The organism is Streptomyces sp. OfavH-34-F, assembly GCF_022347745.1.
Classification (GTDB): domain Bacteria; phylum Actinomycetota; class Actinomycetes; order Streptomycetales; family Streptomycetaceae; genus Streptomyces.
Genome location: NZ_JAKRGC010000062.1, coordinates 1 through 26590, shown reverse-complemented (window position 1 = coordinate 26590; position 26590 = coordinate 1). Strand labels below are relative to the sequence as shown.

The window sequence follows — 26590 nt, the reverse complement described above, 5'->3', positions numbered from 1 at the left end:
GCGGCGGAGGGGGCTCCGGCGTCGGGGTGGGCGCCGGGGGCGGCGTCGGTTTCGGGGGCGGCGAGGGCGGGGGAGTGTGCGGCGGGGGCGGAGCATGCGTATGGGTGTGCGTGGGCGTCGGGTGCGGGGTCGGGAAGCAGCTGTGGTCACCGCTGACGACCACGTGATGGCCGCCCTTGCCGTCGTCGACGTACGCGTACGCGCAGCTGTCGGCGATCGCCGGGGTGGGCCCGGTCAGCAGCCAGGTGAGCGTGAGAGCCGCGGCCAACCGCCAGAAGAGTGATCCGTACACGCCCCGGAGCATGTTCCGGGCCGCACGGCGGCACGCCGTGACTTCGCCGGATTCGCCCGATGGAGGGGATTGGGCGCACGCGAGGTTTGGAACCTCCGGCAATGGTGTCGATGCCCCGCGAAGGGCTGCTTCCTGAAAATGGCCGATTATCGACCATGTCGCAGGGAACGGCTTCGAAGGGGGTGTCGTCGGAGCCGGGGATTCCGCGCCGCGGTGTCCTGTCGGAGCGGTGGCGGCGGCTCTCCGGGGCCCCGCCGCTCCCCGGCCGCCCGGCCCGCGGGTGCCAACGGCCAACGCTCCCACGGCACATGATGCCCCGGTTCCGGGATGACGAGTTCAGCGATTCGTCAAAGTAGTCCGGGAGTGAACTATTCGAACCTTTCCGTTCATCGAATGTGACGGGCAGCGACCGGTCGGTTGCACATGCCATGGGAGTGTGACCAATAACGGACGGCCAATTTCCGTTTTGGCTCGCTCTCTTGGCGGTCGATCAGTAGCCTCTGGTTCACACTGACCATGAACATGGCCGGATCGTCGTGGCGACTTGTTGGAGACATCGATGGAGCGTCCCGCCTGGGCACCGCAAGGCATTGACATTTCGGTGCCGAGCGTGTCCCGAATGTATGACTTCTATCTGGGCGGCTCGCACAATTTCGAGGTGGACCGGGAAGCCGCCCGGAAGGCCATGGAGTTCATGCCGGGACTTCCCAAGGTGATGCAGGCGAACCGGGCGTTTATGCGACGGGCCGTGCGCTACGCGCTGGGCGAGGGCATCGACCAGTTCCTCGACATCGGCTCCGGGATACCCACCTTCGGCAATGTCCACGAGGTCGCCCAGGCCATCGACCCGGCCGCCAGGGTCGCCTACGTCGACCACGACCCGGTCGCCGTCGCGCACAGCCAGGCGGTCCTCGACGGCAACGAGGGCGCGACGATCGCCGCGGCCGACCTGCGCAGGCCCCAGGAGATCCGGGACAGTCCCGAAGTCGCCAAACTCCTCGACTTCGACCGCCCGGTGGCGCTGCTGCTCGTCGCCGTCCTCCACTTCATCGAGGACTCCGACGACCCGCAGGGCGCCGTCGCGGCACTGCGCGACATGCTCGCCCCCGGCAGCCTCCTGGTCGTCACCCACGCCGCCTACGAGGGCATCCCGCTGACCCGCGAGGAGGCCGGCGGCGCGGTCGGCGTGTACCGCGACATCCGCAACCCGCTGGTGATGCGCACCCGCGACGAGGTCGCCCGCTTCTTCGACGGCTACGAGCTGGTCGAACCCGGGCTCGTCGCCATGCCGGAATGGCGCCCCGAGTCCCCCGCCGCCCCCGAGAACGAGGACCCATACGCCTTCTCGGGCATCGCGGGAGTGGGACGCAAGGCGTGAGCATTCCCGCCCAGTCGGCCGGAGTCCCGGACGCGGCCCCCGACGGCCCGGAGGACCGGCTCCGGAGGTTCGCCACCATCTGGAGCCGGGCCATCTTCCCCTCGACGGCCACCTCCCTGACCCGCCCGGAGTTCGAGCAGCACCTGCTGCCGCTCGCCCGCACCCTCAACGAGACCCTGCACGCCCGCCCGTTCGACGCGGCGGCCGCCACCTCGGTGGGCGGCGCGCTCGTCGCGGCGCACTGCACCGACCCCGACGCGCTCAGCTCCACGCTCGGCGTCGTCGACTCCTACCTGGTGCTCTACTGCGGCAGCAACGGGCCGGTGCCCCTGGCCACCGAGGAGAGCCGCTCCCGCTGCGCCCGCATCCAGCACGCCGTGGCCGCCGGCTTCACCCAGGCCCTGCGCGAGCGGACCCTCGCCGAGCAGGAGGCCATCGCCCGCTCGGCGCTCGCCGCCCGCTCCCACGCCGAACAGGCCCTGCACGCCACCGAGGCACGCTTCCGGGCCGTCTTCAAGGACGCGGCGATCGGCATCGGGATCGCCGACCTCGACGGCAACGTGCTGGAGATCAACGACACCCTCACCCGGATGTTCGGCGGCCTGGAGAACCACGTCCTCAGCCACCGCGTCAACGAGTGGGTCCACCCCGAGGACTCCCCGCAGGTCTGGAAGTACTACAACGAGCTGGTCCGCGGCGAACGCGAGCACTACCGGGTCGAGAAGCCGTACTACCGCAACGACGGCACCGTCCTGTGGACCAATCTGACGGTGTCGCTGCTGCGCGACGCCGAGGGCAACCCCGAGTACCAGCTGGCCCTCCTGGAGGACACCACCGAACGCCGCCTCCTCAACCTCCGGCTGCGCTACGAGGCCACGCACGACGCGCTCACCGGGCTGCCCAACCGGACGCTCTTCTTCGAGCGGCTGGAGAAAGCGCTCTCAGCGGGGGACGGCAGCCGCTTCGGGCTCTGCTACCTCGACCTCGACGGCTTCAAGGCGATCAACGACAGCCTCGGCCACGCCGCCGGTGACCGGCTGCTGGTGGAGGTCGCCGACCGCCTCCAGACCTGCGCCACCGCCCCCGGCGAAATGGTCGCCCGGCTCGGCGGCGACGAGTTCGTCGCCCTGACCACGAGCTTCGACAGCCCCGCCGAGGTCGACGAACTCGCCTGCCGCATCCTCGGCGTCCTCGGCACCCCCATCCGGCTCGACGGGCGCGAACTCACCGTGCGCGGCTCCATCGGGGTCGTCGAGGGCCCCGCCGGGGAACGCAGCGCCGCCGAGGTGCTGCGCAGCGCCGACATCACGATGTACCGCGCCAAGTCGGCCGGCGGCAACCGCTTCGAGCTGGCCGACGCCGAGGCCGACCGCCGCGCCATCACCCGGCACGGCCTCACCACGGCCCTGCCGGCCGCCCTGGAACGGGGCGAGTTCTTCATCGAGTACCAGCCGCTCGTCCACCTCGACGACGGCACCGTGCACGGCGCGGAGGCCCTGGTGCGCTGGTGCCACCCGCAGCACGGCGTGCTCGGCCCCGACCGGTTCATCGCACTCGCCGAGCACACCGGACTCATCGTGCCGCTGGGCCGCTGGGTCCTGGAAGAATCGGTCCGCCAGGCCAACTTCTGGCAGGAACGGCACACCGACGGCGGCCCGCTGCGCATCAACGTCAACCTCTCCCCGGCCCAGCTGCACCACCCGCAACTGGTCGCCGAGACCGTCGAGGTCCTGGAGCGCTCCGGCCTCGAAGCGGGCGCCCTGTGCCTGGAGGTCACCGAGTCGGCCCTCATCGGCGCCGACGAGGACCTGCTCAAGCCGCTGCGCCAGCTGGCCGAGATGGGCGTGGACATCGCGCTGGACGACTTCGGCACCGGCTACTCCAACCTCGCCAACCTGCGCAGGCTGCCGGTGAGCGTGCTGAAGCTGGACCGGTCCTTCACCCAGGGCATGCAGCACCACCCGGCGGACCCGGTGGACCTCAAGATCGTCGAGGGCATCGTCTCGCTCGCGCACAGCCTCGACCTCGCGGTCACCGTGGAGGGCGTCGAGACGGGCGCCCAGGCCGAGCAGTTGCGGCAGCTCGGCTGCGACACGGCCCAGGGCTGGTACTACGCCAGGCCGGGCGCCCCGGACCGCATCCACTCGCTGCTGCTCGCCGACGCCGTGTGACCCGGGCGGACCCGGCACCCCGGCTCAGGGGGAGGCCGGGTCCGCCCGTCCCGCCAGCAGCACCCGCTGGAACTCCCGGGCCGCGCGCGGCGGGTCCACGTCGCTGCGGTGCGCCAGCGCGATCGTGCGGCGCAGCCCCGGCCGGGCCAGCGGCGTCGTCCGCAGGTCGAGCCCGGCGCGGGTGGCGATCATGTTCGGGACGACCGCGATGCCCAGGCCCGCCCGGACGAAGCCGAGCACCGCGTCCATCTCGCCGCCCTCCACCGTGAACGACGGCTCGAAGCCCTCCGCCCGGCAGGCGGCCACCGTCAGCTCCCGCAGGTCGTAGCCGTGCCGGAACATCACCAGCGGCTCGTCCCGGAGATCCGCGATCCGCACCCGGCCGCCCTTCCCCGGCCGGGGCCGGTGCACCGAGGAGACCACCACCAGATCCTCCCGGAGCAGCTCCACCGTGGTCAGCGCCGGAGAGGCCGCCGGCAGCGGCAGCACCACCAGGGCCAGATCGAGCGCCCCGCGCGCCAGCTCCCGGACCAGGTCGTGCGAACCGCCCTCCTCCAGCAGCAGCCGGATGCCCGGGTGCAGATCGTGGAAGGCGCGCAGCACCTCCGGCAGCAGACCCGTGCACACACTCGGCGTGGCGCCCAGCCGCACCCGGCCCCGGCGCAGCTGCGCCAGCTCCTGCACCTCGTGCCGCGCGGTCTCGGCGTCGGCCAGGATGCGCCGGGCCAGCGGCAGCAGCGCCTCGCCCGCCGCCGTGAGCGCGATGTTGCCGCGCGCCCGGCTGAACAGCTTGGCGCCCAGATCGCTCTCCAGGGCCCGGATCTGCTGGGAGAGCGACGGCTGCGAGACGTGTACCCGCTCGGCGGCGCGGGTGAAGTGCCGGGCCTCGGCGACGGCCACGAAATACGTGAGCTGCTGGAGCTGCATCACCCCACGCTACCCCGATACATAGCCTGAGCCTATGGAGATCAGCCGTTCCATGTCTTGGACTGATCGGCCCGCCGCCCCTAGCGTCGTGTCCATGGCATTGGCAACCCGGACGGACCGACGGCCGTCCATGACGCGTACGCTCTGGGGCTCGACCGTCGGCAAGAAGGCGATCATGGCCGTCAGCGGCCTCGTGATGCTCCTCTACCTGGTCGCCCACATGATCGGGAACCTGAAGATCTTCTTCGGCTCCGACGAGTTCAACGGCTACGCGCACTGGCTGCGGGTGATGGGCGAGCCGGTCCTGCACCGCGAGTGGGCGCTGTGGATCGTGCGCGTGGTCCTCCTCGCCGCCGTGGTGCTGCACGCGGTCTCCGCGTACCAGCTCAGCCGGCGCGACCTGCGGGCGCGGCCCAGCCGGTACGTCCACCGCAGGCCGCGCGCGAGCTACGCCACCCGCACCATGCGCTACGGCGGCGTCATCCTCGGGCTGTTCATCGTCTGGCACATCCTGGACCTGACGACCGGCACCGTGCACCCGGGCGGCTTCCGGTCCGGCCACCCGTACCAGAACGTCATCGACACCTTCTCCACCTGGTACGGCAACGTCATCTACATCGTCGCGATGCTCGCCCTCGGACTCCACATCCGGCACGGGTTCTGGAGCGCCGCGCAGACCCTCGGCGCGGGCCGCGCGAGCCGCGACCGCGCCCTGAAGACCCTCGCCAACGTCCTCGCGCTGGTGCTGACGGCGGGCTTCATCTCCGTACCCGTCGCCGTCATGACCGGAGTGGTGAGCTGACATGAACGACTACATCCACTACAAAACCGGCGAACCCGTCGCCGACACCAAGGCGCCCACCGGGCCCATCGCCGACTGCTGGGACGAGCGCCGCTTCCGGGCGAAGCTGGTCAGCCCGGCCAACCGGCGCAAGCAGACCGTCATCGTGGTCGGCACCGGCCTGGCCGGCGGCTCGGCCGGCGCCACCCTGGCCGAACAGGGCTACCGCGTCGTCCAGTTCTGCTTCCAGGACTCGCCCCGCCGCGCCCACTCGGTCGCCGCGCAGGGCGGCATCAACGCCGCCAAGAACTACCGCAACGACGGCGACTCGGTGTACCGCCTCTTCTACGACACCGTGAAGGGCGGAGACTTCCGCTCCCGCGAGACCAACGTGTACCGGCTCGCCCAGATCTCCGTCGAGATCATCGACCAGTGCGTCGCGCAGGGCGTCCCCTTCGCCCGCGAGTACGGCGGACTCCTCGACAACCGCTCCTTCGGCGGCGTCCAGGTCTCCCGCACCTTCTACGCGCGCGGCCAGACCGGGCAGCAACTCCTCCTGGGCGCCTACCAGGCGCTCTCCCGGCAGATCGCCGCGGGCAACGTCGAGATGCACCCGCGTACGGAGATGCTCGACCTGATCGTGGTGGACGGCCGGGCCCGGGGCATCGTCGCCCGCGACCTGCTCACCGGGAAGATCGACACCTACTTCGCGGACGCGGTCGTCCTCGCCAGCGGCGGCTACGGCAACGTCTTCTACCTGTCGACCAACGCGATGAACTCCAACGCCACCGCCGCCTGGCGGGCGCACCGCCGCGGCGCCCTCTTCGCGAACCCGTGCTTCACCCAGATCCACCCCACCTGCATCCCGCGCACCGGCGACCACCAGTCCAAGCTCACGCTGATGAGCGAGTCGCTGCGCAACGACGGCCGCATCTGGGTGCCGAAGGCCAAGGGCGACACCCGACCGGCCAAGGAGATCCCGGAGGACGAGCGCGACTACTACCTGGAGCGCCTCTACCCGGCCTTCGGCAACCTCGTCCCCCGTGACATCGCGTCGCGCGCCGCGAAGAACGTCTGCGACGAGGGGCGCGGCGTCGGCCCCGGCGGCCAGGGCGTCTACCTCGACTTCGCGGACGCCATCGGGCGGATGGGCCGGGCCGGGGTCGCCGAGAAGTACGGCAACCTCTTCGACATGTACGAGCGGATCACCGCGGAGAACCCGTACGAGACCCCGATGCGTATCTACCCGGCCGTGCACTACACGATGGGTGGGCTGTGGGTCGACTACGACCTCCAGACCACCGTGCCCGGCCTCTTCGCCATCGGCGAGGCCAACTTCTCCGACCACGGCGCCAACCGGCTCGGCGCGTCGGCGCTGATGCAGGGCCTCGCCGACGGCTACTTCGTGCTGCCGGCCACCATCAACGACTACCTCGCCCGCAGCCCGCACCGCGAGGACCTCGACGCCTCGCACCCCGCCGTGGAGGAGGCCGTCGCCGAGACGGAGGACCGGCTCAACCTGCTGCTCTCCGTGGACGGCGACCGCACCCCGGACTCCTTCCACCGGGAGATCGGCGAACTCATGTGGGAGTACTGCGGGATGGCCCGCACCGAGGAGGGGCTGCGCACCGCGCTCGCCCGCATCCCGGAGATCCGCGAGGAGTTCTGGCGCCGCATCAAGGTCCCGGGCACCGGCGACGAGCTGAACCAGTCGCTGGAGAAGGCCAACCGCATCGTCGACTACCTGGAGCTCGCCGAGCTGATGTGCCTCGACGCCCTGCACCGCGCCGAGTCCTGCGGCGGCCACTTCCGCGAGGAGTCCCAGACCCCGGACGGCGAGGCCGCCCGGCGCGACGAGGAGTTCTCCTACGGCGCGGCCTGGGAGTTCACCGGCACCGGCGAGGCCCCCGTCCTGCACAAGGAAGACTTCGTCTTCGAGTACGTCCACCCCACCCAGCGGAGCTACGCATGAAGCTCACCCTGCGCGTCTGGCGCCAGAAGAACGCCGAGACCCCGGGCGCCATGTCCACGTACGAGGTGGACGGCATCTCGCGGGACATGTCGTTCCTGGAGATGCTCGACACCCTCAACGAGGAACTGATCCTCGCCGGCGACGACCCCGTCGCCTTCGACCACGACTGCCGCGAGGGCATCTGCGGCGCGTGCAGCCTCGTCATCAACGGCGACGCCCACGGCCCGGAGCGCACCACCACCTGCCAGCTCCACATGCGGGCCTTCGACGACGGCGACACCATCGACATCGAGCCCTGGCGCGCGGCGGCCTTCCCGGTCGTCAAGGACCTGGTGGTGGACCGCTCGGCCTTCGACCGGATCATCCAGGCCGGCGGCTACATCTCCGCCCCCACCGGGACGGCCCCCGACGCGCACGCCACGCCGGTGCCCAAGCCGGACGCGGACTTCGCGTTCGAGCACGCCGAGTGCATCGGCTGCGGCGCCTGCGTCGCGGCCTGCCCCAACGGTTCGGCGATGCTCTTCACCTCGGCGAAGATCAACCATCTGAACGTGCTGCCGCAGGGCGCTCCCGAGCGGGAGACGCGGGTGCTCGACATGGTGGAGCAGATGGACAGCGAGGGCTTCGGCGGCTGCACCCTCACCGGCGAGTGCGCCACCGCCTGTCCCAAGGGCATCCCGCTGCCGTCGATCTCGGCGATGAACAAGGAGTGGCTGCGGGCCACCCGCAAGGCGCGCCGCTGACCGGACGCACCCGGCCCGCGGGCCCCGGAGGCACGACGCCTCCGGGGCCCGCGGGCCGTCATGGGCGCCGGGTCAGGACTTGGTGACCGAGAGGTCGTCCGCGTAGACCGTGCCCTGGCCGTACCAGCCGTGCAGGTAGACCGTCACCGAGCCGGTCGAACCGGTGGTGAAGGACACCGACTGCTTGGCGTAGGAGCCCGACAGGCCCCAGGTGCTGGCCGACGCGCCGCCCCGCACCCCGAGGTACGCGTAGTTCCCCTGGAGGTAGCCCTGCAGGGTGTACGCGGTGTTGGGGGAGAGGGTCAGCGTCTGCGCGCACTCGCCGGTCTGCGAGGAGGTCGCGGCGACGGCCAGCGCGTGCGAGCCGCCGTGCACCGGGGAGGAGACGACCGCGCCGCCGGACTGGCAGGTCCAGGGGCCCAGCGCCCCGGTCTCGAAGTCACCGTTCACCAGCGCGCCCGTGCCGCCGCCCGTGCCCGGGACGGTCAGGGTGAGGGTGGCCGCGTGGCTGAGCGTGCCGGAGGTGCCGGTCACGGTGATGGTGTACGTGCCGGGGGCCACCGACGCCGCCGCGCCGAGCGTGAGCGTGGCGGAGCCGCCGGCGGTCACGGAGGTGGGGCTGAGCGTCGCGGTCACCCCGGCCGGGGCGCCGCTCGTGGTCAGCGCGACCGTCTTGGCGGTGCCCGAGGTCACCGCGGTCCTGACGGTGGCGGTCACCGACTTGCCCGGCTCGACCGTCGCGGCGGACGGGGTCACGGCCACCGAGTAGTCGTCGGTCGCCGGACCGCCGCCGTCCCGGGTGAACGGCGCGAAGGTGTGGGTGAAGTACCAGGTGTCCTGCGCGATGCCGGAACAGGTGTCGCTGCCGCCGGTCCCGGGGCAGCCGCCGTTGTCGCGCTGGAGCGCCCAGAAGGACAGCGTGCCCACGCCCTTGGCGACGGCCCAGTCGTAGACGACCGGCGCGTTGGCCGTGGTGAAGGTCTCGGCCGGCCCGAAGTCGTCGATGCCGGGCATCTCGATGATGCCGGTCATGTTCCACAGCTGGGTGTCGGTCTTCGACGGGTACAGCGAGGCCAGCTGGCCCTTCAGACCGGTGATCGCGGTCTGGGTGTCCTTTGCCATGTCGTGGGTGGCGTTGTCGTAGTAGTCGAAGGTCATCAGGTTGACGACATCGACCTTGGTGCCGTTGGACACCGCGTTCCTCAGCACCGCGAGTCCGCTGTCGGCGAGCCCGTGCGTGGTGGTGGGCAGCGTGTACGAGATCTGCAGCGGGCGTCCGTTGGCGGCGGCCCAGTCCTGGACCTTCTTGATCGCCTTGTTGCGGCGGTCGATGCCGCCGCTGTTGGTCAGCGAGTTGTCCTCGATGTCCATGTCGAGCCGGGTCACGTCGTAGGTCGTGATGACCTTCTCGTACGCAGCGGCGATCGAGTCGACGCTGGTGCAGCTGTCGGCGATCTCGGTGCCGGTGTTGTCGGCCGTGTAGCCGCCGAACGACGGGATCACGTCCCCGCCGCGCGAGCGCATCGTGGTGAAGTCGGCGCCGAACTGCGACGGGTCGATCGGCATGCCGGAGTCGCCGTTCCAGTACGGGGTGCAGGAGCCCTTGGCGGCGGTCTGGATGAAGGCCATCGTCAGGTACTTGGCACCGGACGCCTGGGCGAGCGCGGCCGGGCTGTCGCCGTTCCACGCCTCGAAGTAGGGGGCGAAGACGTGGGCGGGCATGGGGGTGGCGGCGGTGGTGGCGGCCTGCGCGCCGGCGCCCGATCCGAGGACCAGACCTGCGGACGCGACCGCGGTGGCCAAGGCGCTCAGGACGGCGCCGACTGTTCTTGGACGTCTCATGGGGCAGCTCCCAGCGGGGGTGGGACAACGGGCGGTTGCACGGCTCGGCCGCGCCCGGTGAGGGGCGCGGCCCGTTCCTGTGAGTCCCGGCCGGGGGGTCACATGCCCCACGGCGAAGGCCGCGTGGCATGCCCATGATTGGTATGGACCAGCTAACTGTCAACGTTCTTTACTGTTTCATGGACGGGCCGCCCACCGGCCGCGAACCCACCTCCCGCCCGGCCGCCAACCCGCCTCCCGCCCACCCGAGTCGACGCCTTACCGGCGCTCAGGAAAGCCCCAGGGCCGCCCGCAGATACCCCGCCGTACGGCCCTCCGCAGCCCTCGCCACCTCCACCGGCGGCCCCGCCGCGACGATCCGCCCGCCCCGGTCACCACCGCCCGGACCCAGGTCGATCACCCAGTCCGCGCCCGCCGCCACGGCCATGTCGTGCTCCACGACCACCACCGTGGACCCCGCGTCCACCAGCCCGTGCAACTGCCGCATCAGCACCTCGACATCCGCCGGATGCAACCCCGTCGTCGGCTCGTCCAGCAGGTACAGCGTGTGGCCCCGCCGGACCCGCTGGAGCTCCGCCGCCAGCTTGATCCGCTGCGCCTCGCCGCCCGACAGCTCCGTGGCCGGCTGCCCGAGCCGCAGGTAGCCGAGACCCACGTCGAGCAGCGTCCCCAGGCTGCGCGCCGCCGCCGGGGTGTCCGCGAAGAACCCGGCCGCCGCCTCCACGGTCAGGTCCAGCACCTGGGCGATGTCCAGCCCGCGCAGCGTCACCTCCAGCGTCTCCGGGTTGTACCGCGCGCCGTGACAGTCCGGGCAGGGCGCGTAGGTGCTCGGCAGGAACAGCAGCTCCACCGAGACGAACCCCTCGCCCTGGCAGGTCTCGCACCGCCCGCCCGCCACGTTGAACGAGAACCGCCCCGCCCGGTACCCCCGCTCCCGCGCCAGGGGCGTGGCCGCGAACAGCCTGCGCACCACGTCGAACAGACCGGTGTACGTGGCCAGGTTGGACCGGGGCGTACGTCCGATGGGCCGCTGGTCCACCTGGACGAGCCGGTCCACCGCCGCCAGGCCCTCCGCCCGGTCGTACCCGCGCACCGGCTGCTCCGGCCCCGCCTCCCCGGCGGCCGCCCGGTCCGCGAGCGCGCCCGCCAGCACCTGCCCCACCAGCGTCGACTTGCCGGACCCGGAGACCCCGGTGACCGCCGTGAACACCCCCAGCGGGAACGCCGCGTCCACCCCGCGCACGTTGTGCCGGTCCACCCCGAACAGCCGCAGCCACCCCGAGGGCGCACGCACCTCGCGCGGCGGGGGCGGCGCGTCGGCGAACAGGAAGCGGCGGGTGGCCGACTCCGCCACCCCGGCCAGCCCGGCCGGCGGCCCGCTGTGCAGCACCCGGCCGCCGTGCTCCCCGGCCAGCGGCCCGACGTCGACGAGCCAGTCCGCCCGCCGCACGACGTCCAGCTGGTGCTCCACCACGAAGACCGTGTTGCCGGACTCCTTCAGCCGCCCCAGCACCGTCAGCAGCGCCTCGGTGTCCGCCGGATGCAGCCCGGCGGACGGCTCGTCCAGGACGTACACCACCCCGAACAGGCCGGCCCGCAGCTGGGTCGCCAGACGCAGCCGCTGGAGCTCGCCCGAAGAGAGCGTGGGCGCCGTGCGGTCCAGGCTCAGATAGCCGAGGCCCAGCTCGGTGACGGTCGAGATCCGGGCCAGCAGATCCGCCGTCAGCACCCGCGCGCTCCCCTCGCCGCCCGCCTCCGCGAGCAGCTCCGCGAGGTCGGTCAGCGCCAGCCCGGCGAGCTGTGCGATCGTCCGACCGGCGAAGGTGACGGCCATCGCCTCCGGACGCAGCCGGGCGCCGCCGCAGTCCGGGCACGGCTCGCTGGTCAGGAATCGCTCGGCCTTCGCCCGGAGCGAGGCGCTCTTCGAGTCGGCGAAGGTGTGCATCACGTAGTGCCGCGCGCTCATGTACGTGCCCTGGTAGGGGCGCTGGATGCGGCCGGCCTCCCGTACCGGGTGGACCGTCACCACCGGCTGCTCGTCGGTGAACAGAATCCACCCCCGGTCGGCCGGGTCCAGCTCCCGCCACGGCCGGTCCACGTCGTAGCCGAGGGCGTCCAGTACGTCGCGCAGGTTCTTGCCCTGCCAGGCCCCCGGCCAGGCCGCGATCGCGCCCTCCCGGATCGACAGGCCGGGGTCCGGCACCAGCAGTTCCTCGGTGGTGCGGTGGACCAGCCCCAGGCCGTGGCAGCGCGGACAGGCCCCGGCCGCGGTGTTCGGCGAGAACGCGTCCGAGTCCAGCCGCGGGGCGCCCTCGGGGTAGTTCCCGGCCCGCGAGAACAGCATCCGCAGCGAGTTGGACAGCGTCGTCACCGTCCCCACGGACGACCGCGCGCCCGGCGCCGACCTGCGCTGCTCCAGCGAGACGGCGGGCGGCAGCCCGGTGATCGCGCCGACCGCGGGGGCGCCGACCTGGTGGATGAGGCGCCGGGCGTACGGGGCGACGGACTCGAAGTAGCGGCGCTGGGCCTCCGCGTAGATGGTGCCGAAGGCCAGCGAGGACTTCCCCGAGCCGGAGACGCCGGTGAAGACGGTGAGGGTGTCGCGGGGGATGTCGACGTCGGCGTTCCGCAGATTGTGCTCGCGGGCGCCTCGGACCCGGACGTAGGGGTCGTGGGGCGAGGTCATGGGGGAGGGGGTCACTCCTGCGCTCGGAGCCGGACTTCCCGCCCGGCCGGTGGTCGTGCCGGTGGGCCGGACGGGGCGGCGCCTTGGTTTGCTGGGCGCATGGGAAACGACGTCCGGCCGGTGGCCGTGTTCGATCTTGACGGTACGCTCGCCGACACCTCGCACCGGCAGCACTTCCTGGGGGGCCGCCGCGACTGGGCCGCCTTCTTCGCCGCGGCGGCCGAGGACCCGCCGCTGGACGAGGGCGTACGGCTGGCGCTGAGCAGTGCCGGGGAGTGCGAGATCGTCTATCTCACCGGGCGGCCCGAGCGGTGCCGCAAGGACACCCTGGCCTGGCTGGCCCGCCACGGGCTGCCCGAGGGGGCGCTGCACATGCGGCGCAACGGCGACCGCCGGCCGGCCCGCCGGACCAAGCTGGAGATTCTGGAGCGGCTCGGGCGCGACCGTACGGTGCGGATGCTGGTCGACGACGACGAACTGGTCTGCGACGCCGCCGAGCGGGCCGGACTCACCGTGGTGCGCGCCCGCTGGACGCCGGCCTCGCCCGCATTGAGGGACGCGCAGGAACGGGAGGGGCGCACCTGACCGGAGCGGGTCGGACCCGGCCGGGCCGGCCGGTCCGCGTCACTTCGGATCGTCGAGACGGAATCCCACTTTCAGGCCCACCTGGTAGTGCGCGATTCGGCCATCCTCGATCTGCCCACGCACCTGTGTGATCTCGAACCAGTCGAGATTGTGCAACGTTTCCGAGGCCCTCGCGATGCCGTTGCGGATGGCCTCGTCGACGCCCTCCTGGGAGGTTCCTACGATTTCGGTGACGCGATAGGTGTGATTTGGCATGTTTCGTCTCCTCTCGTCCCTACCAAGGTGCCCTACCTCGGCCCGGTTCGCGAGGGGTCGGAGGTGTCACGCATGTCCGGAACGGCCCTTGACCAAACTATTGGTCCATACCAAAATCCAGCCACGCCCGTGCGAGCGCAGCCCGCAGTCCCCCACATCGGGTCCGCATATGTCATCCTGCCGTTCCGCAGAAGGTGAACCAGTGAAAAACCGCATGCTCCTCGGAGCAGTCGCCCTTGTTTCCACCGTTGCACTGGGTGGGTGCGGCCTGATCCCCGGCTCCGGTGGCTCCAGCGACAAGAAGGTCACGATCTGGCTCATGAAGAACAGCGTGACCGCAGACTTTTTGGAGCGCTTCAAGAAGTCGTACGAGGAGGAGCACCCGTCTGTCGAGCTGGAGTTCAAGATCCAGGAATGGAGCGGCATCGGCCCCAAGGTCCTGGAGGCGCTCGACGGCAAGGACACGCCCGATGTGATCGAGGTCGGCAACACCCAGGTCGCCCAGTACGCCGAGAGCGGCAACCTGCGCGACCTGACCCTCGAATCGATGCGTGACCTGGGCAGAGAGGACTGGCTGCCCGGTCTCGCCGAGCCCGGCAGCATCAACGGCGTCCAGTACGGAATCCCGTGGTACGCGGCCAACCGCGTGGTGATCTACAACAAGGACCTCTTCGAGGCCGCCGGTATCGAGGACCCGCCGAAGACGCGCGCCGAGTGGATCGCGGACTCCGAGAAACTCAACCGCGACGGAATCCAGGGCATGTATCTGCCCGGCCAGAACTGGTACGTGCTCGCCGGGTTCATCTGGGACGAGGGCGGGGAACTCGCCAGCGACAAGGAGGGCGACTGGCAGGGCACTCTCCATACGCCGGCCGCGCTCAAGGGCATGCAGTTCTATTCGGAGCTCCAGGCGCTGGGAGACGGTCCCCAGGACAGCGACGAGGAAAAGCCCCCGCAGGTCGATGTGTTCGCCGAGGGGAATGTCGCCCAGATCATCACCACGCCCAGCAGCGTGCCTTTGATCCTCAAGAAGAACCCCGAACTCAAGGGAAAGCTGGGCTACTTCCCGATACCCGGCAAGACCTCGAAGGCGCCCGGTTCGGTCTTCACCGGCGGCTCCGACCTCATCGTGCCGCAGAAGGCCCAGCAGCGCTCCGCCGGCTACGAGGTGATCAAGGCGCTGGCCGGGGCCAAGTGGCAGAAGGACCTGGCCAAGACCATGAACTACGTGCCCAACAAGCCCGCCCTCGCGAAGGCCATCGAGGGCGATGAGAGTACCGCCGCGATGGCCGCGGGCGCCACGCGCGGCCACGCCACCCCCAACTCGCCCCAGTGGGCCGCGGTCGAGGCCGACAACCCGATCAAGCCCTACATGACGGCGGTCCTCCAGGGCGGCGACCCCGCCACCGAGGCGAGGACCGCGTCCGAGAAGATCACCGGGCTGCTCGCGGGCAGCTGATCCCTCGTTCCCCCGGCGCGGGGCGGGCCCGGACCACCGGACCCGCCCCACGCCGCTGTCGGCTCAGTCCACCGAGGACAGGGAGAGCGCGAATCTGTCCTCCGCGTCCGTCCACCAGTGCGTGAGCCGGAGCCCCGCACCGGCCAGTTCCCGGCGCACCCCGTCCTCGCGGAACTTCGCCGACACCTCCGTGCGCAGCTCCTCGCCCGCCTCGAACGGCACCACGAGCTCCAGTTCCGGGATCTTCACCGTCAGCGAGCGGCGCGCCCGCAGCCGCATCTCGATCCACTCCTCCGCAGGATTCCACCGGGCCACGTGCGCGAAGTCCTGCGGCACGAAGTCCGCCCCCAGCTCCCGGTCCACGACCGACAGCACGTTCCGGTTGAACTCCGCCGTCACCCCGGCCGCGTCGTCGTAGGCGGCGACCAGCACCTCCTCGTCCTTGACCAGATCCGTGCCGAGCAGCAGCGCGTCCCCGGGGACCAGCAGCTCACGCACCGAACGCAGGAACTCCGCCCGCTCGTCCGGCAGCAGATTGCCGAGCGTGCCGCCCAGGAACGCCACCAGCCGGGGACCGGGCGTCTCGGGCAGGGTGAGTCCGGCCGTGAAGTCGGCGATCAGCGCGTGCACGGACAGCCGGGGCCGCTCCGCGAGCAGGGCGTCCGCCGCGCCCCGCAGCGCGCTCTCACTGACGTCCACCGGCACGTAACTGTGCAGCTCCGGCAGCGCGTCCAGCAGATGACGGGTCTTCTCCGAGGAACCGGAACCCAGCTCGACCAGGGTGCGTGCCCCGGAGGCGGCGGCGATCTCCCCGGCGCGCTCGATCAGGATCTCCCGCTCGGCGCGCGTCGGGTAGTACTCGGGGAGCCGGGTGATCTCCTCGAACAGTTCGCTGCCTCGCGCGTCGTAGAACCACTTGGGCGGCAGCGTCTTCGGACGCCGGGTCAGGCCGTGCAGCACATCGGCGCGCAGCGCCGCGTCCGTCGCGTCCTCCGGCAGGGTACGGGTCAGCAGGAAGGGACTCACGGGCAGGGCTCCTTCAGCGGGGTGAGCAGGACGTCTCCGGCGGTCGCGGTCAGCAGGGTGCGGTCGGCCACCTCGGACCAGCGGGGATCGTCGTCGTACGGCTCCGAGGCGACCACCGTGTGCCGCCCCGGCTCGGTCAGATGCCACAGGGTGTCGCCCCAGGCGGTCGCCACCACGCCGCTGCCGTCGGTCAGCAGCAGGTTGAGCCGGGAGCCCGGAGCCGCCTCCGCCACCTCCAGCACGGTGTCGGCCGCCGCCTGCGCGAGCGCGTCGCCCGCCGCCAGCCGGTGCCGCACCAGCGCCCACACCAGCGCCGAGTCGCTGCGGGCGGTGAGCCGCAGCAGCGCGGCCGGGGGCAGCGTGGCCGCCACGGACTCCATCGAGTCCGGCCAGCCCCGCACCGTGCCGTTGTGGCTGAACAGCACCCGGTCCGCGGCGAACGGCGCCGCCGCCGCCTCCCCGTCCGGGTCCGCCGCGGTCGCGTCCCGGACCGCCGCCAGGAGCGCGCCGCTGCGCACCACCCGGGCCAGATCCGCGAACGTCTGGTCGCCCCAGACCGGCCCCCGGCGCCGGTAGCGGCCCGGGACGGCGTCCCCGTCCGCGTACCAGCCGACCCCGAAACCGTCCGCGTTGACCGTCCCGTACCGCTGCCGGCGCGGCTCCCAGGACTGCCGCACCAGCGAGTGCGGCGGGCGCGACAGCACCTCGCCCAGGGCCACCGGCGGCCCCAGGTAGGCGATGTGCCGGCACATCAGAGATCCCTCGCGGTGCGGAAGCCCGAGAAGATCTGCCGCCGCACCGGCAGGTCCCAGTTGCGGAACGTGCCCCGGCAGGCCACCGCGTCCACCGCGAACGACCCGCCCCGCAGGACCTTGTGCTCCGGCCCGAAGAACACCTCCGAGTACTCGCGGTACGGGAACGGCGCGAACCCCGGATAGGGCAGGAAGTCGCTCGCCGTCCACTCCCACACGTCACCGATCAGCTGCCCGGCCCCGCACGGGGCCCGCCCGGCCGGGTACGCCCCGGCGGGCGCCGGCCGCAGATGGCGCTGGCCCAGATTGGCCCGCTCGGGCGTCGGGTCCTCGTCGCCCCACGGGTAGCGCCGCGAACGCCCCGAGACACGGTCGTGGCGGGCCGCCTTCTCCCACTCCGCCTCGGTCGGCAGCCGCCGCCCCGCCCAGCGCGCGTACGCGTCGGCCTCGTACCAGCTGACGTGCAGCACCGGCTCGTCGTCCGGCACCGGCTCCGTCACCCCGAACCGGCGGCGCAGCCACTGCCCGCCCTCCCGGCGCCAGAACAGCGGGGCGGTCAGTCCGTGCTCGCGGACCATCGCCCACCCCTCGGGCGCCCACCAGCGCCGCTCGCCGTAACCGCCGTCCTCCATGAACGCCCGGTAGGCGCCGCACGTCACCGGGGCCGTGTCGATGCAGAACCCGGGGACGTCCCTGCGGTGCGCGGGCCGCTCGTTGTCCAGCGCCCACGGCTCGGTCGACGTGCCCATGGTGAACGGGCCGCCCGGCACCAGCACCTCGGTCGGCAGCGCCGGCGCGTCCGCGGCCCGCGGCGGCTCCGGAGCCGTCAGCACCGCCGGGCCGGACCGCAGCTGATGGGTGATGAGCATCGTCTCGTCGTGCTGCTGCTCGTGCTGCGCGATCATCCCGAACGCGAATCCGGATCTGACCAGCGCGGACCCGCCGTCCAGCGGGGCGGACCCCAGCACGTCCAGCGCCCTGCCGCGCACCTCGGAGGCGTACGCGCGCGCCTCACCGGGTGCGAGCAGCGGCAGCGAGGGCCGGGTGGCGCGCGGATGCTCGAAGGCGTCGTACAGCCCGTCGATCTCCGGGCGCATCGCGTCCCGTCCGGCGACCTGGCGCAGCAGCCACAGCTCCTCCTGGTTGCCGATGTGCGCCAGGTCCCAGACCAGCGGCGACATCAGCGGCGAGTGCTGGGCGGTCAGCTCGTGGTCGTCGACGCTGTCGGTGAGGAGCGCCGTGCGCTCCCGGGCGGCGAGCAGTGCGGCGAGCGCGCGCCCGCGCAGCGCCTCGGCGTCCGCGGCGTGCGGGGGAGCGGGGGATTCGGTCATGACAAGGTCCCCTTCGGATGGGCCGGGCGGCGCGCCCCGCCCGCGGTGAGCAGGTCCCGCAGGTCGTCCGCCGGGCACCGGCCCCGGACGACGTAGCGGTCGTGGAAGGCGGCGACCGCGTCCCGTACGGCGGGGCTCGCGCCCAGCCGGGGCAGCGCCTCCAGGGCGAGCCGGAAGCAGGCGTCCGCCGCCCGGCGCAGCTCCGGGTCGGCCAGGCCGTCGCGGGCCGCCGAGGTCCACAGCGGATTGCGCGGAGCGGCGCCGTCGCCGGCCGTCTCGGTCAGCGGCTTGACGGTCCGGTACGCCGTCTCGGCCGCCTCCGGGTCGTCGAACAGGGCGGTCGTCACGGCCAGCGGCACGATCCAGCCGTCCTCGCCGGGCTGCGCGTCGATCATGCGCAGCTCCAGGTGGCCGCGCGGGCGCACCGGCGGGAACAGCGTGGTGAGGTGGTAGTCGAGGTCGTCCCGCCCGGCCGGCCGGGGCGCCCCGGTGCGCAGCCACTCCCGGAAGGTGAGCCCGTCCGGGACGGCCCACGGCTCGTCGCCCCGCACACACAGCACGGGGGTGTCCAGGACGTGCGCGGCCCAGGCCTCCCGGGGCGGTTCGAGACCGTCCGGGGACAGCGTCCGCCTCGGGTCCAGGGCCGCCCACAGCGACTGCCGGGCCGACCGCCACGGCACGGGCCGGCCCTCCCGGAACGGCGAGTTGGCGAACACCGCCACCAGTACCGCGCCCAGCAGGTGGGCCAGCCGCCACCGCCGCGCGTACCCGAGCGGGCCGGGTTCCGCCTCGCCGGCGTCCAGGCAGACCTGCACGGACGCGGTGGTGCACATCATGGCGCGGCCGGCCGGTCCCCACCGGTCCAGTGCCCGTTCCATGGCCTCGTACCGGGGCGCGCGCAGCAGCCGTCGCGGCGGCTGCCAGGGATCGACGCCCAGACCGGCCGGGGCGAGACCTAGCCCGTCCAGGGCAGCCCGTACGGCGGCGAGATCGGCGGCGGTGTCCTCGACACACGCCATCAGGGAAGCGGCGGGGCGCGAGCTGAGCTCCAGCTGGCCGCCGGGTTCGAAGGTGAGCGCCGCGCTCAGGGGCAGCGCCCGGACGGCCGATGCGGCCGCCTCCAGAAGGTGGGGCGGTACGGGGCGGTGCGGGTGGTCGCGGTCGTGCAGGAGCCATTCGAGTTCCACGCCCACCGTGCGCGGCGGACCCGTCTTGAAGCAGATTCCGCGCAGTAACTCCTCCGCCCCGCCCTCGTCGAGAGGAGGGTCGAGACCGGGCGGACCATGGCCGCCGGGTGTGTCGGATGACATGCCGGGCCTCCTTGTGCCGGTGCGTCCGTCCTACCCAAACCGCTGCAAACAGATCGCACAAGAGTGCCTTGTGCGCCGGATATTCGATTGCGTTCGATGCGACGGGGCGCCGATCATGCCCCGTATGCACCATAAGGGGGAGGCGTCATGAGCGCCCGGCTGCGCGGGATCGCCCGCGAGACGGAGAACATCGTCGAGGCGGGTTCCTACCGCACGGCGAACGGACGGAAAATCAGCATCGAACAGGCGCTGGCCGCCGCCCTCGCGGGCACCCGGCTGTACGGCCCCGAGCCGCTGCCCGGCGTCGAACCCGACCGGGACCGGACGCCCGTCATCGAGGTCACCGGCGAAAGCAGCCTGGAGGCCGCCGCCCGCCTGACCGCCGGGCGGGCCGACCCGGTCGCCGTCCTGAACTACGCGTCCGCCCGCAACCCCGGCGGCGGCTACCTGAACGGCGCCCAGGCGCAGGAGGAGGCCTTGTGCCGGGCTTCCGCGCTGTACGCCACGCTGCTGCGCGTGCCCGGCTTCTACGCCCACCACCGCGCCGAACGCAGCGCCTTCTACACCGACCGGGTCATCCACTCACCCGGCGTACCGGTCTTCCGCGACGACCGCGGCCGGCTCCTGGACGCCCCGTACACGGCCGGATTCCTCACCTCGCCCGCCCCCAACGCCGGGGTCATCCGCACCCGGACCCCGCAGGAGGCGCACCGGGTGCCCGCCGCGCTCGCGACCCGGGCCGAACGCGTGCTCGAAGTCGCCGCGGTCTGCGGCTACCGCAGGCTCGTCCTGGGCGCCTGGGGCTGCGGCGTCTTCCGCAACGACCCCGCCCGGGTGGCCGGTGCCTTCCACACGCTGCTCACCGGGGACGGCCGGTTCGCGGGCCACTTCGAGCACGTGGTGTTCGGCATCCTGGGCCGCGCCGACGACTCCCCGGCCCGGGTGGCCTTCGACCGCGTCTTCGCCGACCGGCGGCACCCCTCCGACCGGCGGCAACCCTCGATCTGAGGTCCAGGGTGAGGGTTGCCGCCGGGCCGGGCCCCTTCCGGGGCCGGGCGCCGTCAGTGCCAGCCGTAGCGCTCCCGCAGCCGGCCCACGACCAGGTCGAACCTGGCCCGGTCCAGGGCGCACGCCTCCCGGCGCATCCCTTCCTCGTGCACCCGCAGCACCCGGTCCAGATCCACCCAGGACGGCCGCCCCGAGCTGTCCCAGGGGCCCGCGCCCAGGGCCACCCACTCCCGGTCGAGATCGTGCTGCTTGCTGGACAACTGCACCGCCAGCAGCGTGCCCGCCGCCTCCCGCGCGACGACCAGCACCGGACGGTCCTTGCCGCGCCCGTCGTTCTCCTCGAAGGGCACCCACGTCCAGACGATCTCGCCGGGGTCGGGCGCGCCGTCCCGGTCGGGCGCGTACGAGGTGCGCACCGGGCCCACCGCACGCGGATCGGCCTCCGCCGTGGCCGCGGAACCGATCCGTCCGGAAATGCCGTCCTGGCTGTCGCTGAAGTTCCTGATCGTCATCGCCTCACCCTAGGGCGTCCTCGCGCACAGCCTGCGCGCCGGGCCGTCGGGCGGGTCTGGGAGACTTCCCGGAGCCATGAGTCAGTTACCCCAGCAGTCCGCCGAAGGCCCCGTCCCGACCAGCGCCGACGTGGCGCGGCTCGCGGGCGTCTCCAGGGCCACCGTGTCCTACGTCCTCAACAACAACACGCAGGTGCGGATCAGTGATCAGACCCGCCGCCGGGTACGGGAGGCCGCCGACGAACTCGGCTACGTCCCCCACGCCGCGGCCCGCACCCTGCGCGCGGGCCACTCCCGCATGGTGCTGCTGCCCACCGGTCACCTGCCGACCGGGCCGCTGCACCTGCGCTTCCTGCGCGAACTGGAGGCCGGCCTGCGCCGCCTCGACTACACCGTCGTCCAGTACGGCTCGCTCGGCCTCGGCGCCGACGACGCCGCCCGCGCCTGGGCGGAACTGCGTCCGGCCGCCGTCATCGTGCCCGGCTCCGTCCCGCTCGCCCCGCGCGGCATAGCCGTCCTCCGGCGCTCCGGAGCCAAGGCGGTCATCACCCTGGGCCCCCAGCCCGTCGAAGGGGCCCACGCGCTGATCATGGACCAGCGCGAGGTCGGCGGCTGCGCGGTACGCCATCTGCTGGAACGCGGCAGGCGCCGCATCGGCGTCGTGATGCCCGAGGACCCCGGTACCGCCCTGTTCGCGGAGCCGCGCCTGGCCGGCGCCCGGGAAGCCGCGCTGAGCGGCGGCGCCACCGTCGAACCGCTGCCGCTGCGGTACGACGAGGAGTCCGCGGCCGCGCTCGCCGCCCGCTGGCCCTCGCTCGGCCTGGACGCCGCGTTCGCCTACGACGACACGTACGCGATGCTGCTGATGCGGGCGCTCCAGGACGCCGGGATCGACGTGCCGGGCGCGGTGGCCGTGGTGGGCGCGGACGACTCCATGATCGGACGGCTGCTGCGGCCGCGGCTCAGCAGCGTACGCATGGAACTGGCGACCGCACAGCCGCTCGCGGACCTGGTGGACCGGCTCGTACGGCATCCCAGGACCCCGCCCGAACGGCACGACCTGCTGCGGGCCCGCACCGTACGGCGGGAATCCAGCTGAACGGCCATCCGGGCCCGGCGACCCGCGCGACGCACGTCCCGCGCCCGGGCCCTGTCCGGTCCCCGTGCCGGAACCCCGGACAGGGCCCAGGGGGTGTCCGATGAAGCCCCGTGGCGTCGCGCCGCCCGGCACGCACGCTCGCCGCGTTGCCGAACAGCCCTGGTAGCTCCGCTACAAGGGCTCTCCGGCGCCTTGCGACCGCACGCACCGGACGCCGCTCCTGCCTCCACGGGGATTCATCGGACACCCCCTAGAGTCATTGCCATGAGCCATCCGCAGAGTTACGAGATCCTCATCGTCCCCGCGTTCACCGACGACAAGACCCCCGTGGCCGGGGGCGGCGACACGGGGGCAAGCGTCAGGGGAGTGGCGGCGGCGGACTCCGGCGCGCCGACACCCGGCGCCGCCATCCGCTCGGCCGTCGTCACGGCCACCGGCGAGACAGGCGAGACCGGCTACCCGCGGTACGCGGGCGACGGCATGGTCGCCGACATCGACCCCCGGACCCGCGCGGTCGAGGGCCTGCTCGTGGACGGCTCGGAACTCGACTACGGCCTCGTGGCCCGCCTCGCCGAACGGGACGCGGACCCGGAGGCCGCCGCGGGCGCCTGAGCGCGCCCGCGCCACCGGTCCGCCTGGCGGCCGCCGCTACTCCGCGGCCCCGCCCTTCTGCTCGGCCTCGATCGACTTGCGGACCTCGTCCATGTCCAGCTTCCGCGCCTGCCCGATGACGTCCTCCAGCGCCGTCTCGGGCAGCGCGCCCGGCTGCGCGAAGACCGCCACGTTGTCCCGGACGATCATCAGCGTCGGGATCGACCGGATGTCGAACGCCGCCGCCAGCTCCTGCTGCGCCTCCGTGTCCACCTTGGCGAAAACCAGATCCGTGTGGCGCTCGGACGCCGCGTCGTAGACCGGGGCGAACTGCCGGCACGGACCGCACCAGGAAGCCCAGAAGTCGATCAGAACGAAGTCGTTGTCGCTGACGACCTGGTCGAAGTTTTCCTTGGTGAGCTCAACGGTGCTCATGCGCTGCTACCTCTTCCTGTGCCCGTATGAGACGTGTCCGGCACAACGGTGCCCGTCCTCGTGCTATTCCGCCCCTGCCCATGTGGCCGACGCCCACACCCGTGGCCAGAATGGGCCGCATGACACATGCACCGGAACCTGTCGCGTACGACGTCGTGGTCATCGGAGCCGGACCGGTGGGGGAGAACGTGGCCGACCGGGCCCGCGCCGCCGGGCTCACCACCGCCGTCGTCGAGTCCGAACTGATCGGCGGCGAGTGTTCCTACTGGGCCTGCATGCCCAGCAAGGCCCTGCTGCGCCCCGTCGTGGCCCGCGCCGACGCCCGCCGCGTCCCCGGCCTGCGCGACGCCGTCCGGGGCCCGCTGGACGCCGCTGCCGTCCTCGCCCACCGCGATGAGTACGCCTCCCACTGGAAGGACGACGGCCAGGTCGCCTGGCTCGACGGGATCGGCGCCGACATCCACCGGGGCCACGGCCGGCTGACCGGGCCCAGGCAGGTCACCGTCACCGCGCCGGACGGCACCGAGCACCGGCTCACGGCCCGGCACGCCGTCGTCGTCTCCACCGGCAGCCGCGCCGTCGTCCCCGGCCTGCCCGGCATCGAGGACGCCCGCCCCTGGACCAGCCGGGAGGCGACCAGCGCCAAGGAGGTGCCCGGCAGGCTCGCGATCGTCGGCGGAGGCGTCGTCGGCGTCGAGATGGCCACCGTATGGGCCGGGCTCGGCTCCCGGGTCACCCTGCTCGTCCGCGGCGAGGGGCTGCTGCCCCGCATGGAGCCCTTCGCCGGCGAGCTGGTCGCCGAGGCGCTGAAGGAGGCCGGAGCCGACATCCGTACGGGCGTCTCCGCCACCGCCGTCCGCCGCCCCGCCCCCGACGGGCCGGTCACCGTCGAACTCGACAACGGCGAGAGCGTCGAGGCCGACGAGATCCTCTTCGCCACCGGCCGCGCCCCGCGCACCGACGACCTGGGCCTGGAGACGGTGGGCCTGGAACCCGGCTCCTGGCTGACCGTCGACGACACCTGCCGCGTCGAGGGATCGGACTGGCTCTACGCCGCGGGCGACGTCAACCACCGCGCGCTGCTGACCCACCAGGGCAAGTACCAGGCCCGGATCGCGGGCGACGCCATCGCCGCCCGCGCGCTGGGCAAGCCGCTGGACACCGCCCGCTGGGGCGCGCACGCGGCCACCGCCGACCACGCCGCCGTCCCGCAGGTCGTCTTCACCGACCCCGAGGCCGCGTCGGTGGGCCTCTCGCTCGCCGAGGCCGAACAGGCCGGCCACCGCGTCCGCGCCGTCGACTACGACCTGGCCTCCGTGGCCGGTTCGGGCCTGTACGCGGACGGCTACCGGGGCCGCGCCCGCATGGTCGTGGACCTGGACCGCGAGATCCTCCTGGGCGTCACCTTCGTCGGCCCCGGCACCGCGGAGCTGCTCCACTCGGCGACGATGGCGGTGGCGGGCGAGATCCCGGTCTCCCGCCTGTGGCACGCGGTCCCGTCGTACCCCACGATCAGCGAGGTGTGGCTGAGGCTGCTGGAGACGTACCGGGGCTAGCGACCGTGTTCCGGCCGGACCCGACGGGCCCGGCCGGACGGGTGCGTCAGATGTCGACGACGCGGTAGGCGATGGTGTAGACGCCACCGGAGCCTTCCAGCACCCGGTACTGCGTCTCCGCGCCGAACTCGTTGCCCGTGACGGTCACCGAGCCGAGCCGGTCGTCGCCGCTGGTGCTGTCGTAGTCCCACAGCGAGAGCGTGCGGGACTCCGACTTGCCGAAGACCAGCAGCGCGTTGTTGTTGCTCTCGTCCAGGGAGCGCCGGTAGCCGGTGCCCATGGTCTGGTACGAGGCCTTGGCGGGCCAGAGCCGCACGGGCTTCCCGCCGTTCGCCGCGATGTTGAGGTACGCCTCGTCGTGGTCGCCCTCGCTCTGCGAACCGCAGTACAGGTCGACGAGCTGGATCTGCACGTAGTCGACCGGATCGGCCTGCGCGGCGCCGGCGGCACCCACCAGCGAGGTGAGACCCAGCGCGCCCGCCAGGGCCAGGGTGGTCAGTCGTCGGACGGTCATGTTGTCCCCCAAGGTTTTCGGGTGTTCGCCGGTCCCCCGACCGGCTCGAAGAACAGACTGCCGGAGCGCGGACCGCCGTTCTACGCGCGTTCCGCTGAGCGGAACGGGTGCGCGGGACCGGTGCGAGGAACCGGCGTGCGGGACCGGTGCGCGGGCATGGCGGTCCGCGTCGGCGGGACCGGACCCGAGGCCCCGTCAGTAGCCCAGCACCGAGGACGGATACGCCGGGGTACCGGCCCGGACGAGGGCCGCGGTGACGGCCGCCGCCGCCAGGGACGCCTCCTGGGCCGCCCGCTGCAACGCCCGCGCCGACGACGTCATGACCGCGATCGCGGCCACGACCGCCCGGCCGTCGCGCCCCCGCACCGGCAGCGCCGCGCAGCACACCCCGTCCATCACCTCCGCGCACTCCAGCACCGCCCCCGGCAGCCGGCTCCCGGAACCGGACCGGCCTCGGTCGGTCAGCACCCGGCCGGCCGCCGTGTCGAGCACGAAGCTCATCCCGTTCCGCACCGGCACCAGCGGTTCCACCTCGCCCGGCACGGACGCCACGGTGAGCGCCCGGTCCTCGTGCAGGACGGTCAGCAGGGCGCTCGCCCCGGTCGCCGCCCGCAGCCGGTGCAGCGGATGACGGGCCGCCCACCGCAGCCCCGGATGCGGCTCCCACGTCTGCCCGAGCCGGTAGAGCTGCGAGCCCACGCGGTAGCGGCTGCCCCGCCGCTCCACCGCACCCACGAGCAGCAACTGCTCCAGCAGCCGGTGCGCGCTCCCCTTCGGCAGGCCGCAGGCCACCGCGATCTCGGTCAGCCCCGCCTCACCGCCGCACCGGCGCAACGCCTCCAGCAGCGCGAACGCCCCCTCGATCACACCTCTCCCGCGGTCCGCAGCCCGCCCCTGCTCCCTGTCCGCGTGTCGCGGCATCGTTCCCCCCAGACGGTCACCGGGCCGTGCCCCTTCGCACGACCGCCGGGAGAGAATGCCCGACCTTCACACCGGGGGCACACCCCGCCACGCGCGAACGTGACCCACTGCACACCGGGGGTCACCGACGGCTCCGGCCGGCGGGTGAGGGGGCGGCGGGCGGACGAGGGTCCGGATGAGGTTCAGGAGGTTTCGGGGGCGAGCGGCCGGCCGCAGCGCAGGTTCCACCGCCCCGCCCGTCCGCTCAGCTCCGTCAGCGTGAGCGGCGCGACGTCGAGCCGCCAGAACGCCTCCGGCGGCAGCCCCAGCGCGTGGACCACCGACGCGCGGACGACGGACGGCTCGGCGACCGCCAGCACCCGCCCGCCCCCCTCCCCGGACACCGCGTCGAGCCAGGCGCCCGCCCTGCCGCACAGCTCCAGCAGCGACTCGCCGCCGTGCGGG

Annotated in this window: 24 protein-coding genes and 1 pseudogene; 11 read left to right on the top strand and 14 right to left on the bottom strand. The window is 72.8% G+C overall.

Translation table 11 applies throughout. The features are described from left to right. Positions 1 to 292 (bottom strand): annotated as a pseudogene (locus MHW47_RS12760) (hypothetical protein); the annotation flags it as partial. A gap of 559 nt (positions 293 to 851) precedes the next feature. Here MHW47_RS12760 and MHW47_RS12755 point away from each other — a divergent pair. Then, a complete protein-coding gene (locus MHW47_RS12755; protein ID WP_239222999.1) occupies positions 852 to 1670 on the top strand; it encodes an SAM-dependent methyltransferase in 819 nt (272 codons plus the stop codon). Further along, positions 1667 to 3841 carry an EAL domain-containing protein gene (locus MHW47_RS12750; protein ID WP_239222997.1) on the top strand — a complete coding sequence of 725 codons (2175 nt, stop codon included), beginning with the start codon at positions 1667 to 1669 and terminating at the stop codon, positions 3839 to 3841. Before MHW47_RS12755 ends, MHW47_RS12750 begins: the two co-directional genes overlap by 4 nt. A gap of 24 nt (positions 3842 to 3865) precedes the next feature. Here the strand turns inward: MHW47_RS12750 and MHW47_RS12745 are convergent, their stop codons facing one another. Continuing rightward, the gene (locus MHW47_RS12745; protein ID WP_239222995.1) at positions 3866 to 4768 is read right to left on the bottom strand and encodes a LysR family transcriptional regulator; all 903 of its coding nucleotides are present in this window, start codon (positions 4766 to 4768) and stop codon (positions 3866 to 3868) included. Positions 4769 to 4862: 94 nt separating this feature from the next. Here MHW47_RS12745 and MHW47_RS12740 point away from each other — a divergent pair, with 94 nt between their 5' ends. Genes MHW47_RS12740 through MHW47_RS12730 form a run of 3 tightly spaced genes read left to right on the top strand, consistent with a single transcriptional unit; the run spans position 4863 to position 8264 of the window. After that, positions 4863 to 5570 (top strand): succinate dehydrogenase, encoded by a 708-nt coding sequence (locus MHW47_RS12740; RefSeq protein ID WP_239222993.1) that lies wholly within the window; start codon positions 4863 to 4865, stop codon positions 5568 to 5570. A gap of 1 nt (position 5571) precedes the next feature. Beyond that, the gene (locus tag MHW47_RS12735; RefSeq protein WP_239222991.1) at positions 5572 to 7521 is read left to right on the top strand and encodes a fumarate reductase/succinate dehydrogenase flavoprotein subunit; all 1950 of its coding nucleotides are present in this window, start codon (positions 5572 to 5574) and stop codon (positions 7519 to 7521) included. Then, positions 7518 to 8264: a succinate dehydrogenase/fumarate reductase iron-sulfur subunit gene (locus tag MHW47_RS12730; RefSeq protein ID WP_239222989.1), complete on the top strand. Its 747-nt coding sequence runs from the start codon at positions 7518 to 7520 to the stop codon at positions 8262 to 8264. Before MHW47_RS12735 ends, MHW47_RS12730 begins: the two co-directional genes overlap by 4 nt. A 72-nt stretch (positions 8265 to 8336) precedes the next feature. Here MHW47_RS12730 and MHW47_RS12725 read toward each other — a convergent pair whose 3' ends face one another. Both MHW47_RS12725 and MHW47_RS12720 read right to left on the bottom strand, forming a co-directional pair. Beyond that, on the bottom strand, positions 8337 to 10106 hold the full coding sequence (locus MHW47_RS12725; RefSeq protein ID WP_239222987.1) for a glycosyl hydrolase family 18 protein: 1770 nt from the start codon (positions 10104 to 10106) through the stop codon (positions 8337 to 8339). 268 nt (positions 10107 to 10374) lie between these two features. Next, a complete protein-coding gene (locus MHW47_RS12720; protein ID WP_239222985.1) occupies positions 10375 to 12792 on the bottom strand; it encodes an excinuclease ABC subunit UvrA in 2418 nt (805 codons plus the stop codon). Between the two features lie 99 nt (positions 12793 to 12891). Between MHW47_RS12720 and MHW47_RS12715 the strand changes: the two genes are divergently transcribed. Beyond that, positions 12892 to 13377 carry a hypothetical protein gene (locus MHW47_RS12715; protein ID WP_239222983.1) on the top strand — a complete coding sequence of 162 codons (486 nt, stop codon included), beginning with the start codon at positions 12892 to 12894 and terminating at the stop codon, positions 13375 to 13377. 39 nt (positions 13378 to 13416) lie between these two features. On the opposite strand, the gene MHW47_RS12710 is transcribed toward MHW47_RS12715, so the two are convergent. Beyond that, positions 13417 to 13632, bottom strand: coding sequence for a dodecin (locus MHW47_RS12710; protein WP_239222981.1), 216 nt, complete (start codon positions 13630 to 13632; stop codon positions 13417 to 13419). A 202-nt stretch (positions 13633 to 13834) separates the two neighbouring features. On the opposite strand from MHW47_RS12710, the gene MHW47_RS12705 reads away from it, so the two are divergent. Then, on the top strand, positions 13835 to 15091 hold the full coding sequence (locus tag MHW47_RS12705; protein WP_239222979.1) for an extracellular solute-binding protein: 1257 nt from the start codon (positions 13835 to 13837) through the stop codon (positions 15089 to 15091). Positions 15092 to 15154: 63 nt separating this feature from the next. Here the strand turns inward: MHW47_RS12705 and egtD are convergent, their stop codons facing one another. From egtD to egtA, 4 genes are read right to left on the bottom strand one after another with little or no spacing between them, the layout of a single operon-like run. Then, complete coding sequence (gene egtD / locus MHW47_RS12700; RefSeq protein ID WP_239222978.1) at positions 15155 to 16117, bottom strand: L-histidine N(alpha)-methyltransferase; 963 nt, start codon at positions 16115 to 16117, stop codon at positions 15155 to 15157. Continuing rightward, positions 16114 to 16869, bottom strand: coding sequence for an ergothioneine biosynthesis protein EgtC (gene egtC / locus MHW47_RS12695; RefSeq protein WP_239222977.1), 756 nt, complete (start codon positions 16867 to 16869; stop codon positions 16114 to 16116). The genes egtD and egtC overlap by 4 nt, the downstream gene beginning before the upstream one ends. Continuing rightward, positions 16869 to 18200, bottom strand: a complete 1332-nt coding sequence (gene egtB / locus MHW47_RS12690; RefSeq protein ID WP_239222976.1) for an ergothioneine biosynthesis protein EgtB — start codon at positions 18198 to 18200, stop codon at positions 16869 to 16871. Before egtB ends, egtC begins: the two co-directional genes overlap by 1 nt. Then, complete coding sequence (egtA, locus tag MHW47_RS12685) at positions 18197 to 19510, bottom strand: ergothioneine biosynthesis glutamate--cysteine ligase EgtA (RefSeq protein WP_239222975.1); 1314 nt, start codon at positions 19508 to 19510, stop codon at positions 18197 to 18199. Before egtA ends, egtB begins: the two co-directional genes overlap by 4 nt. Before the next feature lie 147 nt (positions 19511 to 19657). Here egtA and MHW47_RS12680 point away from each other — a divergent pair, with 147 nt between their 5' ends. Beyond that, a complete protein-coding gene (locus MHW47_RS12680; protein WP_239222974.1) occupies positions 19658 to 20518 on the top strand; it encodes a TIGR02452 family protein in 861 nt (286 codons plus the stop codon). Positions 20519 to 20571: 53 nt separating this feature from the next. Here MHW47_RS12680 and MHW47_RS12675 read toward each other — a convergent pair whose 3' ends face one another. Further along, positions 20572 to 21030 (bottom strand): type II toxin-antitoxin system PemK/MazF family toxin, encoded by a 459-nt coding sequence (locus tag MHW47_RS12675; protein ID WP_239222973.1) that lies wholly within the window; start codon positions 21028 to 21030, stop codon positions 20572 to 20574. Positions 21031 to 21106: 76 nt separating this feature from the next. Here MHW47_RS12675 and MHW47_RS12670 point away from each other — a divergent pair, with 76 nt between their 5' ends. Both MHW47_RS12670 and MHW47_RS12665 read left to right on the top strand, forming a co-directional pair. Beyond that, positions 21107 to 22129, top strand: coding sequence for a LacI family DNA-binding transcriptional regulator (locus MHW47_RS12670; protein ID WP_239222972.1), 1023 nt, complete (start codon positions 21107 to 21109; stop codon positions 22127 to 22129). Positions 22130 to 22393: 264 nt separating this feature from the next. Beyond that, a complete protein-coding gene (locus MHW47_RS12665; RefSeq protein ID WP_239222971.1) occupies positions 22394 to 22741 on the top strand; it encodes a hypothetical protein in 348 nt (115 codons plus the stop codon). 36 nt (positions 22742 to 22777) lie between these two features. Here MHW47_RS12665 and trxA read toward each other — a convergent pair whose 3' ends face one another. Continuing rightward, entirely contained in the window at positions 22778 to 23155 is a 378-nt protein-coding gene (gene trxA / locus MHW47_RS12660; RefSeq protein WP_239222969.1) for a thioredoxin, read from the bottom strand. Between the two features lie 119 nt (positions 23156 to 23274). Between trxA and MHW47_RS12655 the strand changes: the two genes are divergently transcribed. Beyond that, positions 23275 to 24711: an NAD(P)/FAD-dependent oxidoreductase gene (locus MHW47_RS12655; protein ID WP_239222967.1), complete on the top strand. Its 1437-nt coding sequence runs from the start codon at positions 23275 to 23277 to the stop codon at positions 24709 to 24711. A gap of 46 nt (positions 24712 to 24757) precedes the next feature. On the opposite strand, the gene MHW47_RS12650 is transcribed toward MHW47_RS12655, so the two are convergent. The 3 genes from MHW47_RS12650 to MHW47_RS12640 form a co-directional block, all read right to left on the bottom strand. After that, positions 24758 to 25225 carry a hypothetical protein gene (locus tag MHW47_RS12650; protein ID WP_239222965.1) on the bottom strand — a complete coding sequence of 156 codons (468 nt, stop codon included), beginning with the start codon at positions 25223 to 25225 and terminating at the stop codon, positions 24758 to 24760. A 195-nt stretch (positions 25226 to 25420) separates the two neighbouring features. Beyond that, the gene (locus MHW47_RS12645; RefSeq protein ID WP_239222963.1) at positions 25421 to 26092 is read right to left on the bottom strand and encodes a helix-turn-helix domain-containing protein; all 672 of its coding nucleotides are present in this window, start codon (positions 26090 to 26092) and stop codon (positions 25421 to 25423) included. Positions 26093 to 26328: 236 nt separating this feature from the next. Further along, positions 26329 to 26590: histidine phosphatase family protein (locus MHW47_RS12640; RefSeq protein ID WP_239222962.1), on the bottom strand; the 262-nt coding region annotated here is incomplete at its 5' end.